Source organism: Streptomyces sp. NPDC059567 (genome assembly GCF_042735655.1).
In the GTDB taxonomy this organism is placed as follows: Bacteria; Actinomycetota; Actinomycetes; order Streptomycetales; family Streptomycetaceae; genus Streptomyces.
The window spans coordinates 14,587-29,091 of sequence record NZ_JBHWBS010000097.1; the positions used below are offsets into that span (position 1 = coordinate 14,587).

The window sequence follows — 14,505 nt, forward strand, 5'->3', positions numbered from 1 at the left end:
CTAGCTCGCCGTGGCGGTGGGGGGGGTTCGGGGTTGCACGGCGGTGTCCCAGCTGGCGGGGTAGCAAATCTTTTCCTCCGCCACGGCGGCGGCCGCCTCGGCGGCCCAGGAGAAGATGAACCAGGTCAAGGACGGGGTGAACGCCACCGGCGACGTGAAGGCCGGCCCGACGAAGGCCGACGGCGACCGGACCACCGCGGAGATCACCGCCACCAACCCGCTCGACAAGAACGCCGACTACACGATCATGGTCAACTTCCGTGACGACGGCGGCAATCTGCTCGACGCCGTCGTCCTGAACATCGACGCCGTCGAGCCGGGGAAGTCCAAGACCGGGACGGCGCGCAGCAATCGCACGCTCTCGGGGGAGACGACGGCGGAGGTCCAGCAGGCGCTGCGACACTGAGGGCGTGACCTCCGTCCGTACCGCCGTCGAGCCCCTCCCTCCCCCCGTACGGCCCGAGCGGCGCCTCGCCGCCTGGGCCTCGGGGCTGTCGGTCGCCGTGCCGAGCGTGGTGGTCGGATGCCGGCTCATCGGCGTCGACGCGGTCACCCCCGTACCGCAGTTGCTGTCGTTCCTGCCCTGGCTGGCCCTCCCGGCCGGTCTCGCGCTGCTGCTCGCACTGCTCGCGCGGCGGCGGCTCCTCGCCGGATGGGCGGCGCTCGTCCTCGCGGTGACCTGCTGGTTCGTCCTGCCGTACGGCCCGGACACGACCACCGCCCGCGGTCCCGTCGTCGAACGGCTCCGAGTGCTCACCGCCAACGTCGAGTTCGGCCAGGGGACGGAAGCGCTGGTCGAGACGGTGCGCCGGGAGCGGCCGCAGCTCGTGTACGTCTCCGAGTGCGACCGTCTCTGTCTCCGCGCCCTCACCGCCGCCGTCGGCCCGGACCTCCCCCATCGGGCGGTCGTGGACGGCTGGGGCTCGACGGGCTCGGCCGTCCTGAGCGCGTACCCGCTGACCGCGCAGCCCCCGATCCCGGCCGTGATGGGGATGCCGGGCGCCACCACTCAGATCGGCGGCCGGACCGTACAGCTCCGGCTCGCGCACCCGCTGCCGCCGATCCCCCGCCAGGTCGACGCGTGGAAGAGCGAGCTGGGGCGGGTGGCGGACTTCGCCGCCGCGCGGCGCGACGGCGGGCCGGTGATCCTCGCCGGCGACTTCAACGCCTCGCAGGACCACGCCGCCTTCCGCTCGGTCCTCGACGCCGGCCGGCTCCACGACGCCGCCCGGCTCGCGGGCGCGGCCCGGACCCCGACGTGGCCGCGGGAGGGGCAGGGGCCGCTGCCGCCGTACGTCCAGATCGACCATGTGCTGGTCAGCGACGACTTCCGGGTGCGGGGAGTGCGGTTCCTCGACCTCGCGGGGTCGGACCACCGGGCCGTGCTCGCCGAGCTCGACCTGCACGCGGGCCGCTGATCGGCCACGCTGGATTACATGGACCGGATGTACGACGACGAGCAGATCCTGGCGAACATCGGCGCCCTCGTCGAGGAGGAGCGGGCCCTGCGGCAGCGGGTCGGCGGGCTGCTCGACGAGGAGCGGACCCGGCTCGCCGAGCTGGAGGTGCAACTGGACCAGTGCTGGGACCTGCTGCGCCAGCGGCGAGCGAAGGCGGAATTCGGCGAGGACCCGGACACGGCAGCACTCCGCCCGGCCGCGGAGGTGGAAAGCTACCGCAGCTGAAGCGCCCACGCGGCGGTGCCCACAACGGGGGCGGAAAGGCTCCGCGCCGTAGGTTGGTCGCATGGCGCGTACCCCCCGGCTCACCCCGCCCCCCTGGCTCACCGCCGGGCTTCGACCGGCCCCCGCGCCCATCCCCTGGGCCGCCGTCGCCCGCGCGTCCGTCGCCCTCGCCGCGCCCCTCGCCGTCGGCTTCGCGATCGACGAGCCCGTCTACGGCGCCCTCGTCTCCATGGGCGCCCTCTCCGGCGTCATCGGCGACACCGCAGACGCGTACCGGATGCGGTTCTACAACATCGCCGTCCCCCAGCTCTTCGGCGCACTCGGCGTCACCCTCGGCACCCTCGTCTTCGACCAGGGCTGGCTCGCCGTCGTCGTCCTGACCCTCGTCGCGCTCGTCTCCGGGATGATCTCCTCGATCGGCGCCGTCGCCTCCGTCTCCGGCCTGCTGCTCCTCCTCAACGCCGTCGTCGGCGCCGGCCTGCCCATGCCCGAGCCCTGGTGGAAGGCGCCCCTGCTGCTCACCCTCGGCGGGGTCGTGGTCCTGTTCCTCACCCTGCTCGGCTGGCCACTGCGCGGCGGCATCCCCGAGCGGTCCGCGGTGGCCGGCACGTACCGGGCCGTCGCCGACGTCCTCGAAGCCGCCGGCTCGGACACGTACGAGGAGAAACGCCAGGCCGTCACCACCTCCCTCAACCAGTCCTACGACCTCGTCCTCGCCCGCCGCACCCGCTTCCACGGCCGCGCACCCGCCCTCGTCCGGCTGCTCGCCCAGCTGAACGTGGTGATCCCGCTGGTCGAGGCCGCCCCTGCCGCGCACTTCGCCGCCCGCCGGTTCCACCGGCCACTGCCCGCCGAGATCCCCGCCGCCGTGCGCGAGCTGGCCGACGAGATCGAGGAAGGCGGCCGCACCGGCACCCCCGTGCTCGACCTCCCGGAGGCCGTACGCCCGTCCGAGAAGGCCGTCGACCAGGCCCTGCGCCACGCGGCGACCGTCGTCCACGAAGCGGAACCGAACCCCTTCAACGTCGACGACCGCCTCGGCCGCCCCGCCGCCCTGCGCGTGCGGGTGCGCCGCACGGCCCGCTCCGTCCTGCTCTCCGAGGCGTCCTGGCGGTACGGGCTACGGCTCGCGCTCTGCATCGGCCTCGCCCAGGCGCTGGTCTCGCTCATCGACGTACCCCGCTCCTACTGGGTCGCCCTCACCGTCACCTTCGTCCTGAAGCCGGACTTCGGCTCCGTCTTCTCCCGCGCCGTGCTGCGCGCCGCCGGCACCGCCATCGGACTGGTCACCGCCGCCCTGGTCTTCGCCGAGGTGCCGCGCGGATGGTGGTACGTCCCGATCATGCTGGTGCTCGCCGGGCTGATCCCCGCCTTCTCCGCGAAGGGCTACGCCTTCCAGACCGCGGCGATCACCCCCGTCATCCTGCTGCTCTCCGACCTCCTCAACCACCAGGGCTTCGACCTCGTGCTCCCCCGGCTGTGGGACTCGCTCGTCGGTTGCGCCATCGCGCTGATCGCCGGCTATCTGCTCTGGCCGGAGTCCTGGCACAGCCGGATCGGCGACCGGCTCGCGGACGCCGTCGCCGACTCCGCGGCCTATGTGAACCGCGCCTTCTGCGCGCCCGAGCAGGCCGACCAGGCCGCCCGGATCCGGGCCCGGCGCAGGCTCTACCGCGACCTGTCGGCCGTACGCTCCGAGTTCCAGCGCGCCCTGACCGAACCCCCGCCGACCGGCACCGTCGCCTCCGCCTGGTGGCCGCTGGTCGTCGCCGTCGAACGGATCGTCGACGCGACGACCGCCGCCCGGGTCCGCGTCAACCACGGCGCACCCGCCCCCGAGCCGGCGGAAGTGGAGGAAGTGGAACAGCAGTTGCGGGAGCTCGCCGACGGGCTGCGCAGCAGCGCCGTCCTGGTGGAGGTACGGACGGAGCTGCGCGGCGACGAGGAGGGGGTGCTCGCCCCGCTGCGCCAAGAGGTGAGCGCGGCCCGGGCCATCGCCACTCCCCGGCGCGAGACGGACTAAACACCCGACGCGGGGCGTACGGATGCCCTTACCGGCGGTCACTGAACGGAACCCTCCATACCGCCGTTACCGGAATCCACAGGTGCGACTACGATGCGCTCGATTCACCTTGATCCGTGCTCGTTCCGGCGAACAAGTGACCCGGCGACACGGTCACTTCGTCCTGCGCCACCCCCACGTGCCCCCAAGGACATCCGCCATGCGCACCACCACCGGCAGAGGCCTCCAGCCCAATGTCCTCGGGACGTTCGACACGATCGTCATGGCCGTCGCGGGCAGCGCACCCGCCTACTCGCTGGCCGCCACCACCGCCGTCCTCTTCGGCGCGGTCGGCCTCGCCGGACCGGCGGCGCTCCTCTACTGCGCCATACCGATGCTGGGCATCGTCCTCGCCTACTCCCGCCTCGGCCGCATCGACGTCAACGCGGGCGCCGGATACTCCTGGGTGGGACGCACCCTCCACCCCTTCCTCGGCTTCCTCTCCGGCTGGGCCCTGGTCGTCTCCGCGACCGTCTTCATGGTCGCCGGCTCGCTGCCCGCCGGCGCGATGACGCTCTCCCTGATCGATCCGGACCTCGCCGACAACACCCCGCTGGCCGCCGCGGTGGGCGCCGGCTGGTTCCTGATGATGCTGCTCGTGGTGCTGGGCGGCGCCCGGCTCACCGTACGGGCCCAACTCCTCATGTCGGGCGTCGAGATGCTGATCCTCGTCACCTTCGTCGGGGCGGCCGTCCTGCACCGCGGCCACGCCACCGCCTTCGACTGGTCCTGGTTCGGCTTCGCGCACTTCGACGGCCCGGCCGGCTTCGCCTCGGGCGCGCTGATCGCCGCGTTCTACTACTGGGGCTGGGACGTCACCAGCAACCTCAGCGAGGAGACCCGCAACAGCCGCCGCACCGCCGGGCTCGCCGCCCTCGTCGGCGTCGGCGTCGTCTTCCTGCTCTTCGAGGCGTTCACGGTCGCGGTCAACGTGCTGCTCAGCGCGGGCCGGATCGAGTCCGCGGGCGCGAACGTCCTGGCAGTCCTCGGCCAGGAGATCTGGCCGGGCGTCGGCGGAAAGCTGCTGATCATGGCGGTGCTGCTGTCCACCGTCGCCACCCTGGAGACCACCCTCATCCAGGTGACCCGCTCGCTGTTCGCGATGGGCCGCGACCGCACGATGCCGGCCGCGCTCGGCACCGTGCACCGCCGCTGGAACACCCCGTGGGTGGCGATCGCCGCCGTGGGCGCCGCGGCGCTGCTGATGTTCGGCGCGGCGGCGGCCGCCGGTTCCATGGGGTCGATCCTCCGCGACGCGGTCTCCGCGATCGGCCTCCAGATCGCGTTCTACTACGGCCTCGCGGGCATCGCCGCGGTCGTCGCGTACAAGGGGATGCTGCTGACCTCCGTACGCAACTTCCTCGTCGGCGGCGCCTGGCCGCTCCTCGGCTCCGCGTTCATGCTGTGGGCGTTCGTGGAGTCGCTGGGGGAGCTGTCCACGACGTCCCTGACCATCGGCCTCGGCGGACTGCTCGCCGGGGTCGTCCCGATGCTCGTGTACTGGCGGAAGGGGAGCGCGTACTACCGTCCGGCCCGACTCGACGCGGCACGCGCGCTGGCGGCGGCGGACCCCTTCGGCCCGACGAGGCCGAGGGCGCGGCGGGCGGACGAGAGCCTGGCGACGGACTTCTGACGGCGGGGCTCCCGCTGGTCACCCGACTACTGGTCACTGAACAAACGGTCACTGAACTACTGGTTTCTGAGGGAGGACCCGGATGGCCGCTCTCCGCCGACCGTCCCGCTCGGCGCGCTCGGCACGCTTCACGCCCGACCTCGATCCGGACTTCGGGGACCGTGCGCTCACCGAGGCGCGCCACGACATGGTCATCGGGCGATGGCAGGGCGTACGGGACCTGCTGCGGGCGACGGGCGAGGACTGGCCGTGCCGGACGCACCGGTTGCGGCTCCTGGCGCATGCCGCCGCGGGCAGCTCGACGGTCGAGGCATGGCGGGCGGCCGAGCCGGACAGTCCGGACGCGGCGGTGCTGCGGGCCGCGACCGAGGTGGTCCGGGTCTTCGACACGGCCATCGCGGCCGGCCGGGGCAGCACCGTGGACCGGGCGCGGCTCGACGCGACGGTCGACTCCTGCCTCGGCGCGGCGCAGGCGGCCCCCGCGGACCCGATGCCCTGGGTGTCGCTGCTGTCGGTGGCGCGGCTCTACGAGGGCGGGGTGCAGCGGCGCGAACTGCGGCAGTGGTTCGACGAGTTGCGGCGGAGGGACCCGTACAACACGGAGGGCCACGCGCAGCTGCTGCGCTACTGGTCGGCGCGGTGGCACGGAACGCACGGCGCGATGTACGACTTCGCGCGGGACGCGGCGGGTGTGGCACCGCCGGGCTCGCCACTGCCGATCCTGGTCCAGCTGGCGCGGGTGGAGGAGTACCGCTACATCGCGGACGGGGCGCTCGGGCGGGGCCCGGTGCGCGGCTTCGACCAGCACTGGAAGCACGAGCTGGCGGTCACGGAGCTGCGGCGGACATACGCCCGCTGGATCGGCGGCCGGGAGCCGGGCCGCCCGGTGGCACCGGAGGAGGTGCCGGACCTCAACTACCTGGCCCACGCGGCGTGTTACGCGGGCCAGGTAGAGGTGGCACGGGAGGTGCTCGGGATGCTCGGGGCGCGGGCGTCGTGGGTGCCGTGGTCGTACACCGGGGATCCGGAGGAGCAGTTCGTACGGTTCAGGGAGGGCCTGGGGGTGGCGTGAGGGGCGGTGCCACGCCCCCCACACCACGTCTCGGTCGGCTCAGACGCCGATGTCGCGGCCGTCCTTGCGCCAGACGGCGACGACGGACGGGCGGACGATCTTGCCGGGTCCGTCGGGCCACTCCGACTTCGGGTTCTCGACGGAGGCGCCGTCGAGCTCGCCCGGGTGCTGGACGGCGACGACGACACGGCGGTCCTGGATGATCGGGCCGCAGGTCTCGGCGCCCTTCGGGACCGTCAGGAACTGCTTGAGCTCACCACGGCGCTCGCCCTTCGTCGCGACACCGAAGAGGCCGTCGTGCGAGCCGAGCTGGTTGCCGTCGGTGGAGATCCACAGGTTGCCGTGCGGGTCGAAGGCGACGTTGTCCGGGCAGGAGATGGGGGAGACCTTCTCCTTGGGGAAGCCGGCGAAGTACGTGGCCGGGTCGTTCGGGTCGCCGGCGACGAGGAAGAGACGCCAGGCGAAACCGTCGGAGGACGGGTCGTCCCAGTGCTCGGCGAGCTCCAGGATCTGGCCGTGCTTGTTGAGGTTGCGCGGGTTGGCCTCGTCCGCACCGGCCTTGCCGGCCTTGCCGCGGTCGGAGTTGTTGGTGAGCGCGACGTAGACGCGGCCGGAACGCGGGGACGGCTCGACGTCCTCGGGGCGGTCCATCTTCGTGGCGCCGACCTTGTCACCGGCGAGACGGGTGAAGACGTACACCTCTTCGGCGGTCATGCCGGGCACGTGGGAGACGTCGCCGGTGGCGAGCGGGATCCACTGGCCGCTGCCGTCGAACTCGCCGTCGTTGGGCAGCTTGCCCGTGCCGTCGATCTCGGCGGCCGGGCTGTCGCCGGTCAGCTTGGCGACGTAGAGGGTGCCCTCGTCGAGCAGGGTGAGGTTGTGCTCGCGGGCGGCGCGGGAGCTGCCCTTCTTCATCCGCTTCGACGAGACGAACTTGTAGAAGTAGTCGAACCGCTCGTCGTCGCCCATGTAGACGACCGGGCGGCCGTCCTCGGTGAGGCGGGGCTGCGCGGCCTCGTGCTTGAAGCGGCCGAGCGCGGTGCGCTTCTTCGGGGTGGAGTCCGGGTCGTACGGGTCGAGCTCGACGACCCAGCCCTGGCGGTGGACCTCGTTCGGCTCCTGCTTGAGGTCGAAGCGCTTGTCGAACCGCTCCCACTTCCGCTCGGAGGCGCCGGTGCCGATGCCGTAGCGCTTGTCGGTGGCGCTGGAGCCGTTGGCGAAGTACTGGTTGAAGTTCTCCTCGCCGTGGAGGGTGGTGCCCCACGGGGTGGTGCCGCCGGCGCAGTTGTTGAGGGTGCCGAGGACCTTGCGGCCGGACGGGTCGACGGAGGTCTTCAGCAGCGCGGAGCCGGCGGCCGGGCCGGTCAGCTCGAACTCGCTGGTGGTGTGGAGACGGCGGTTGAGCGGGTGCCGTGTGACGGGCGTGAGCTTGCCGGAGCGGTGCTCCTCCTGGACCACGACGACGGAGAGACCGTGGGCGGCCCAGGCGATCTCGACCTGCTCGCGGGTCGGGTTGGCGGCGTCGTAACCCTTGAACATCAGGATTTCGTCGGTGTACTCGTGGTTCGCGACGAGGACCTGGCGGTTGTGCTCGCCGCGGAGCGGGAGCAGGCTCAGGAAGTCGTTGTTGTAGCCGAACTGGCCGGCCTGCGCCTTGGCGGTCTGCTTGTCGGCGTCGAAGGCCGGGGCGCCGCGGAGGATCGGCTCGCCCCAGCGGATGACGACGTTCTGCTCGTAGCCGGAGGGGACCGTGACCTTGTCGGCGGTGTTGGGCGCGACGGGCGCGAAGCGCAGACCGCGGGCGCCGTCGATGGGCTTGCCGGGCTTGTGCCCGTACCCCTGGGCGTCGGCCGGGGAGGCGACGGCGGGGGCGCTGCCCGAACCGACGACGGCACCACCGGCGGCGGCCGCGACGGTGACGACGGCGGCGGCGCGGATCATCGAACGGCGGGAGTAGGCACCGGCTATGACATCGCCGACGTACTCGTTGTCGCTGGTGTTGGGCACCTCGTGGAAGCAGGCGTCACCACAGCGGAACCGACAGGTGAGGGCGGAACGGCCGCCTCCGTGCGGGTTGGTGCTCAGCAGCGGCAGCAGTTTGCGCACTTGGTCCTCCTCCGGCGCGTACCGCGCCGCCCCTTGGTCCCGACATGGTGTCGGGATTCCATCCGCGGTGACGTTATGTGTGCACATCTGCACGGGGGCGGCGCCGGAGTGAACGTCGGATGAATGCGGGGGAACCGGGGGCGGTTGGGGGGTGGGGGGCGGTTGGACCCGGGGGCGGATCGGGGGCGGATCGGGGGCGCGGGGAGCGGGCTGGGGGCGCCCGGAGGGCCATGGGTGGTCCAGCTTGGGCGCGGGCCTGGTGGGCGCCCGCGAGGCGGCCTGCGGGGCGACCTGACGGGCGCCCTGAGGGCTACTTGGGGCACCGCATGTGGGTCCACTTGGGGCGCCGATGGCGACACACCAGGGGCCGCTAACCTTACGTGTCCGCCCTGGCCAGGGATGATTCCTCCCAGTACGGACATTCATCGCACCCAACTCATGCGAAAGGCCTCGCCCATGGGCATTCGGAGCTTGCTGCGCAAGGTGTTCGGACGCGACCGTGCGGACCAGCACGACGAAACTCCGGCAACCTCCGTCCCGCCCCAGGCGGACCGCGCGACGTCCGACGAGCCGGTGTCGGTGACGCTGCCGTCCCCGGCGGACGGAGAGCGGACGGCTGCGGAGCCGGAGCGGGCGCGGGCGTCCACGCCGTCCGCCACCCGCCCGAAGGAGTCGGCGGCCCAGCGCGCGGCGGACGACCTCGTGGCGGCGGCCTTCGACAACCCGAAGGTCCCGGGGGCGAGGTCGGCGGAGCCGGTCGCGGCCGAGGAGGAGAAGCCGAAGGCGGCGGAGCCGGCTGAGGCGGAGCCGGTCGCGGCCGAGGCGGTCGCGGCTGAGGCGGAGAAGCCGAAGGCCGCGGAGCCGGCTGCGGCAGATCCGGTCGCGGCTGAGGCCGAGGCGGAGGCCAAGCCGGAGACGGACGCGGCCGAGGCCGAACCGGAGACCGTCGCGACGGAGCCCGAGGCGGAGGCCAAGCCGGAGACGGACGCGGCTGAGGCCGAGGCGGAGCCGGTCGCGGCTGAGGCCGAGCCGGAGACGGAGGCGACCGCGACGGTGGCGGTGGCGGCTGAAGCCGAGCCGGAGACCGTCGCGACGGAGCCCGAGCCGGAGGCCAAGCCGGAGACGGTCGCGGCCGAGGCCGAGCCGGAGGCTGAGACGCTCGCTAAGGACGCGGCCGAGACGGCCGAGGCCGCGGCGGAGACGGAGGCGCCCACGACGGAGGCCGCCGAGGTCGAGGCTGAGGCCGCCGAGTCCGCGGCGGAGCCGGAGGCGGCAGACGCGCCTGCGGGCGACGCCGAGGCAACCACGGCGCAGGAGACCGCCGACGCCGAGCCGCATGCTCAGGACGCGCTCGTCGCGGCCGCCGCGGACGCCGCTCCCGTCGCCGAGGTGGCCGAGCAGGCGGAGACCGCGCCGGAGGCCGAGGCGGACGCGTCCGCCGACGACGCCGCCGAGCCGGAGGCCGTACTCGTCGCAGACGAGACCGCCCCCGAGGCGGAGGTCATCGCGGACACCCGGCCCGCGGAGGAGCCGGTCTCCGAGTCCCCCGCGCCGAAGGCGCAGGACGCCCCCGCGACCTCCCTCGCCAAGGTCAAGGCCGACGCCCCCCACCTCGTCGACGCCTACAAGGCCGCCGGGGCCGTGCTCAAGAAGCAGGGGCTCGTCGGGGCGCGGGCCGCCGTGTACCTCGTCGTCGACCGGTCCGGGTCGATGCGCGGGTACTTCAAGGACGGCTCCGTGCAGCGCATCGCCGAGCAGACCGTCGCCCTCGCCGCCCACCTCGACGAGGACGCCACGGTCACCGCCGTCTTCTTCTCGACCGACATCGACGGCACCGCCGAGCTCCGCCCCCAGGGCCTCGAGGGCCGCATCGACGAGATCAACGCGGGCCTCGGCCGCCTGGGCCGTACGAACTACCACCGCGCCGTCGAAGAGGTCCTCGCCCACCACGAGAAGGCAGACCCGACCCGACCCGCGTTCGTCGTCTTCCAGACCGACGGCGCCCCCGAGTCGAAGACCGCCGCCACCCAGGCCCTCGCCGAGGCCGCCGACCGCCCGATCCACTGGCAGTTCGTGGCCTGGGGCGAGGAGGACAACAAGGCCTTCGACTACGTCCGTAAGCTCACCGCCCCCCGCACCGGCCACTTCCTCGCCGGCGCGACTCCGTCCGAGACCGCGCACTCCGCGTTCTACGGCGGGCTGCTCGCCGACTGGCAGATCTAGCCAGGGCGCGACGCCTCAGGGCCTGGTGGTGACGGGCAACGTCACCGTCACCACCAGGCCCCCGCCCTCTTCCGCGCCCCGCGCCACGGCCTCCACCGTTCCCCCGTGCGCCGCCGCGATCGACCGCACGATCGACAGGCCGAGCCCCGCCCCGGGCCCCATCCGGTCGCGCCCCTCCCCCCGCCGGAAGGGCTCGAAGAGCCCTGGCACCTCGTCGGCCGCCACCACCGGCCCGGTGTTGACGACGGTCACCACGCCTCCCTGGACGGACACCTCCACCGACCCGTCGGGGATGTTGTAGGCGACCGCGTTCGCGACGAGATTCCGTACGAGCTGCCCGAGCAGCACCCGGTTCCCCCGCACGACCCCGCCCGCAGAGGCCACCGAGACCCCGCCCCCGGAGCCCCCCGCAGCGCCCCCGGCCACCCCGCCCCCGGAGCCCCCCGCAGAAGCCGCGGCCGCACCCCCCGCGGAAGCGCCCGCAGAGGCCACCGGAACAGCCACTCCACTCCCTCCCGCGACACCGACCCCGACCCCGGCCACCCCCGCACCGGCCACCCCGACCCCGGCCACTCCCACCCCGTACGTCTCGCACTCCTCCTCGACGACCTCCCCCAGCCGCACGTCCTCCCGCGCCTCAAGGCCCCGCTCGCTCCGTGCCAGGAGCAGCAGGCCCTCGATCAGCCGCTCGCTGCGGCGGTTGCTGTCCAGCAGGACCTGCTTGACCTCGGAGGAGTCGTCCAGGCCGACCTGGATCGCGGTGCGCTGCGTGGCGAGCGGGGTCCGCAGCTCGTGGGAGGCGTTCGCGATGAACCGCCGCTGGCTGTCGAAGGCCGCCTCCAGCCGCGCCAGCAGCGCGTCGATCGTGTCGCCGAGCTCCTTCAGCTCGTCGTCGGGCCCGCCTGCCGCGATCCTCTCGTGCAGGTTCCGCTCCGAGAGCCGCCGCGCCCGCGCGGTCATCTCGTGGACCGGCCGCAGCACCCGCCCGGCGGTCCACCAGCCCAGGACGACCGCGCCGAAGGCCATGACGACCAGGGCGAGGCAGGACCACATGAACCACTGCTCGCCCGCCGCGCGGCTGACGTCGCCGCTCAGCCGGTACGCGGTGACGGTCTCGAACGGCGCCACCACCCGTACCCGCGCGGCGATCGCCTCCGCCTCACCCTCCGTACCGGCCCGGGACAGCAGGTTGACGACCCCCAGCAGACAGCCACCGAGGACGACGAACACTCCCCCGTACACGAGCGCGATCCGGGTGCGGATCGTCGACCCCGCTCCGAGGAGACCGGCGCTCACAGCGCGTACCCCACGCCCTGCACCGTCCGGATCAGCGCGGGCTCGCCGAGCTTCGCGCGCAGCTTGCTCATGCAGACCCGTACCGCTCCCGTGAAGGGGTCGATGTGCGCGTCCCAGGCGCGTTCCAGGAGCTCCTCGGCGGAGACCGTGGCGCCGTCCGCCTCCAGCAGGATCTGGAGCACGGAGAACTCCTTCGGGGAGAGGTCGAGCGCGCGGCCGTCCCTGGTCACGGTCCGCCGCACGGTGTCCATGGAGATCCCCGCCCGTTCCAGCCGCGGCGGTACGGGACGGGCGCTGCGCCGTCGCAGCGCGCGCACGCGGGACACCAGCTCGGGGAACTCGAAGGGCTTGCCGAGGTAGTCGTCGGCGCCGAGGTCGAGCCCTTCGACGCGGTCCTCGGTGGAGGCGGAGGCGGTCAGCATCAGGATCCGGGTCCTGGCCGTCCTGGCGACGAGCGCGCGTGCCACGTCGTCGCCGTGCACGCGGGGCAGGTCGCGGTCGAGGACGACGACGTCGTAGTCGTGCAGGCCCAGGTAGGCGAGGGCGGCGTCGCCGCTGTAGACGGTGTCGACGGCGAAGCCCGCCCGCCGCAGTCCGGTGGCGACGAGCTCGGCGAGGACCTCTTCGTCCTCGGCGACCAGTACCCGCATACGTTCCTCCCTCACCCCTGCCTCACCCGTACTTTCTACGGGGCCGAACGTTTCGCGGACGTCTCCGTGCGCCGGGGCCCGTTATCGATGTGAGTGGATCTTGAACTGCCCGTTAGGATTTCGACCATGGCGGCCACTGGATCCGAGAAGCAGGGGGCGAAGGCGTTCTACGTCTCGACCCCCATCTACTACGTCAACGACGCTCCTCACCTGGGCCACGCCTACACGACCGTCGCAGGCGACGTGCTCACGCGCTGGCACCGTCAGCGCGGCGAGAAGGTGTGGTACCTCACCGGCACGGACGAGCACGGTCAGAAGATCATGCGCACGGCCGAGGCGAACAACGTCACGCCCCAGGCCTGGTGCGACAAGCTCGTCGAGGAGGCGTGGAAGCCCCTCTGGGAGCACCTGAACATCGCGAACGACGACTTCATCCGGACGACGGAGAAGCGGCACACGGACCGTGTGCAGGAGTTCGTGCAGGACCTGTACGACAAGGGCGAGATCTACAAGGGCGGGTACGAAGGCCCGTACTGCGTGGGCTGTGAGGAGTACAAGCTCCCGGGCGATCTCATCGAGGCCGAGGACGGCACGAAGCTGTGCGCCGTCCACAAGAAGCCGGTGGAGATCCTCAAGGAGGAGAACTACTTCTTCAAGCTGAGCGAGTACGGCCCGAAGCTCATCGAGTTCTACGAGTCGAACCCGGGCTTCATCCAGCCCGAGTCGGCGCGCAACGAGGTGCTGAACTTCGTCAAGCAGGGCCTGGAAGACCTCTCGATCTCGCGCTCGACGTTCGACTGGGGCGTGCCGGTCCCGTGGGACGAGAAGCACGTGATCTACGTGTGGATCGACGCGCTGCTGAACTACGCGACGGCGGTCGGCTACAACGAGAACCCGGAGAAGTTCAACGAGACCTTCCCGGCCAACGTCCACCTCATCGGCAAGGACATCCTGCGCTTCCACGCCATCATCTGGCCGGCGATGCTGATGGCGCAGGGCCTGCCGGTGCCGGGCCGCGTGGCCGCGAACGGCTGGCTGATGGTCGGCGGCGAGAAGATGTCGAAGTCGAACCTGACGGGCATCAAGCCGCAGGACCTGACCTCGCACTTCGGCGTGGACGCGTACCGCTGGTACTTCCTGCGCGCGATCGCGTTCGGCCAGGACGGCTCGTTCTCGTGGGAGGACTTCACCGCCCGCTACACGAGCGAGCTGGCGAACGACTACGGCAACCTGGCGTCCCGGGTCGCGGCGATGGTCGGCAAGTACTTCGACGGCGCCCTGCCGGCCGCGACGGCCGACGGCGACGCGGAGAAGGCGATCCACGAGGGCCTGGCGAAGGCTGTCGCGACGGCCGACCTGAAGATCGGCGAGGAGCTGGACTTCCAGGGCGGCATCCTGGCGATCTTCGATTTCGTGAAGCAGGTCAACGGCTACATCACGGAGCAGGAGCCGTGGAAGGTCGCGAAGGACGAGTCGGAGACGGGCCGCGCCCGCCTGGCGACGATCCTGTACACGGCGGCCGAGTCGCTGCGCGGTGTCGCGGTCCTGCTGAACGCGATCATGCCGGAGACCTCCCAGAAGCTCTGGGACTCCCTCGGCGCGGAAGCCACCCTGGGCGCCCTGTCCACCCAGCCGGTCCAGTCGGCGGGCGACTGGGGCCGACTCCCGGCGGGCTCGACGGTGACGAAGGGCGCGGTGCTCTTCCCGCGCCTGGAGGAGCCGAAGAAGGACTGACCCTCCTCCCGTACACACGACGGTGGCCGCCGCTCCCCCAGGGG

11 protein-coding genes are annotated in these 14,505 nt (G+C 72.4%); 8 read left to right on the plus strand and 3 right to left on the minus strand.

What is annotated here, in order from left to right:
- Positions 1–115: 115 nt before the first annotated feature.
- From ACFVZW_RS30605 to ACFVZW_RS30630, 6 genes are all read left to right on the plus strand, one after another.
- Positions 116–406 carry a hypothetical protein gene (locus tag ACFVZW_RS30605; protein ID WP_384528047.1) on the plus strand — a complete coding sequence of 97 codons (291 nt, stop codon included), beginning with the start codon at positions 116–118 and terminating at the stop codon, positions 404–406.
- A gap of 4 nt (positions 407–410) precedes the next feature.
- The gene (locus ACFVZW_RS30610; RefSeq protein ID WP_384528050.1) at positions 411–1,418 is read left to right on the plus strand and encodes an endonuclease/exonuclease/phosphatase family protein; all 1,008 of its coding nucleotides are present in this window, start codon (positions 411–413) and stop codon (positions 1,416–1,418) included.
- A 27-nt stretch (positions 1,419–1,445) separates the two neighbouring features.
- On the plus strand, positions 1,446–1,685 hold the full coding sequence (locus tag ACFVZW_RS30615; RefSeq protein WP_384528080.1) for a DUF2630 family protein: 240 nt from the start codon (positions 1,446–1,448) through the stop codon (positions 1,683–1,685).
- A gap of 61 nt (positions 1,686–1,746) precedes the next feature.
- A complete protein-coding gene (locus tag ACFVZW_RS30620; RefSeq protein WP_384528053.1) occupies positions 1,747–3,708 on the plus strand; it encodes an FUSC family protein in 1,962 nt (653 codons plus the stop codon).
- A gap of 199 nt (positions 3,709–3,907) precedes the next feature.
- On the plus strand, positions 3,908–5,380 hold the full coding sequence (locus ACFVZW_RS30625) for an APC family permease (RefSeq protein WP_384528056.1): 1,473 nt from the start codon (positions 3,908–3,910) through the stop codon (positions 5,378–5,380).
- 82 nt (positions 5,381–5,462) lie between these two features.
- A complete protein-coding gene (locus ACFVZW_RS30630) occupies positions 5,463–6,452 on the plus strand; it encodes a hypothetical protein (RefSeq protein ID WP_384528059.1) in 990 nt (329 codons plus the stop codon).
- 39 nt (positions 6,453–6,491) lie between these two features.
- Here ACFVZW_RS30630 and ACFVZW_RS30635 read toward each other — a convergent pair whose 3' ends face one another.
- Positions 6,492–8,558, minus strand: a complete 2,067-nt coding sequence (locus tag ACFVZW_RS30635) for a PhoX family protein (protein WP_384528062.1) — start codon at positions 8,556–8,558, stop codon at positions 6,492–6,494.
- 456 nt (positions 8,559–9,014) lie between these two features.
- Between ACFVZW_RS30635 and ACFVZW_RS30640 the strand changes: the two genes are divergently transcribed.
- Positions 9,015–10,781: a VWA domain-containing protein gene (locus ACFVZW_RS30640; RefSeq protein ID WP_384528065.1), complete on the plus strand. Its 1,767-nt coding sequence runs from the start codon at positions 9,015–9,017 to the stop codon at positions 10,779–10,781.
- Between the two features lie 15 nt (positions 10,782–10,796).
- Here the strand turns inward: ACFVZW_RS30640 and ACFVZW_RS30645 are convergent, their stop codons facing one another.
- Complete coding sequence (locus ACFVZW_RS30645; protein ID WP_384528068.1) at positions 10,797–12,077, minus strand: sensor histidine kinase; 1,281 nt, start codon at positions 12,075–12,077, stop codon at positions 10,797–10,799.
- On the minus strand, positions 12,074–12,727 hold the full coding sequence (locus ACFVZW_RS30650; RefSeq protein WP_384528071.1) for a response regulator transcription factor: 654 nt from the start codon (positions 12,725–12,727) through the stop codon (positions 12,074–12,076). Before ACFVZW_RS30650 ends, ACFVZW_RS30645 begins: the two co-directional genes overlap by 4 nt.
- 126 nt (positions 12,728–12,853) lie before the next feature.
- Between ACFVZW_RS30650 and metG the strand changes: the two genes are divergently transcribed.
- Complete coding sequence (metG, locus tag ACFVZW_RS30655; RefSeq protein WP_384528074.1) at positions 12,854–14,461, plus strand: methionine--tRNA ligase; 1,608 nt, start codon at positions 12,854–12,856, stop codon at positions 14,459–14,461.
- The last annotated feature ends 44 nt before the right edge of the window (positions 14,462–14,505 follow it).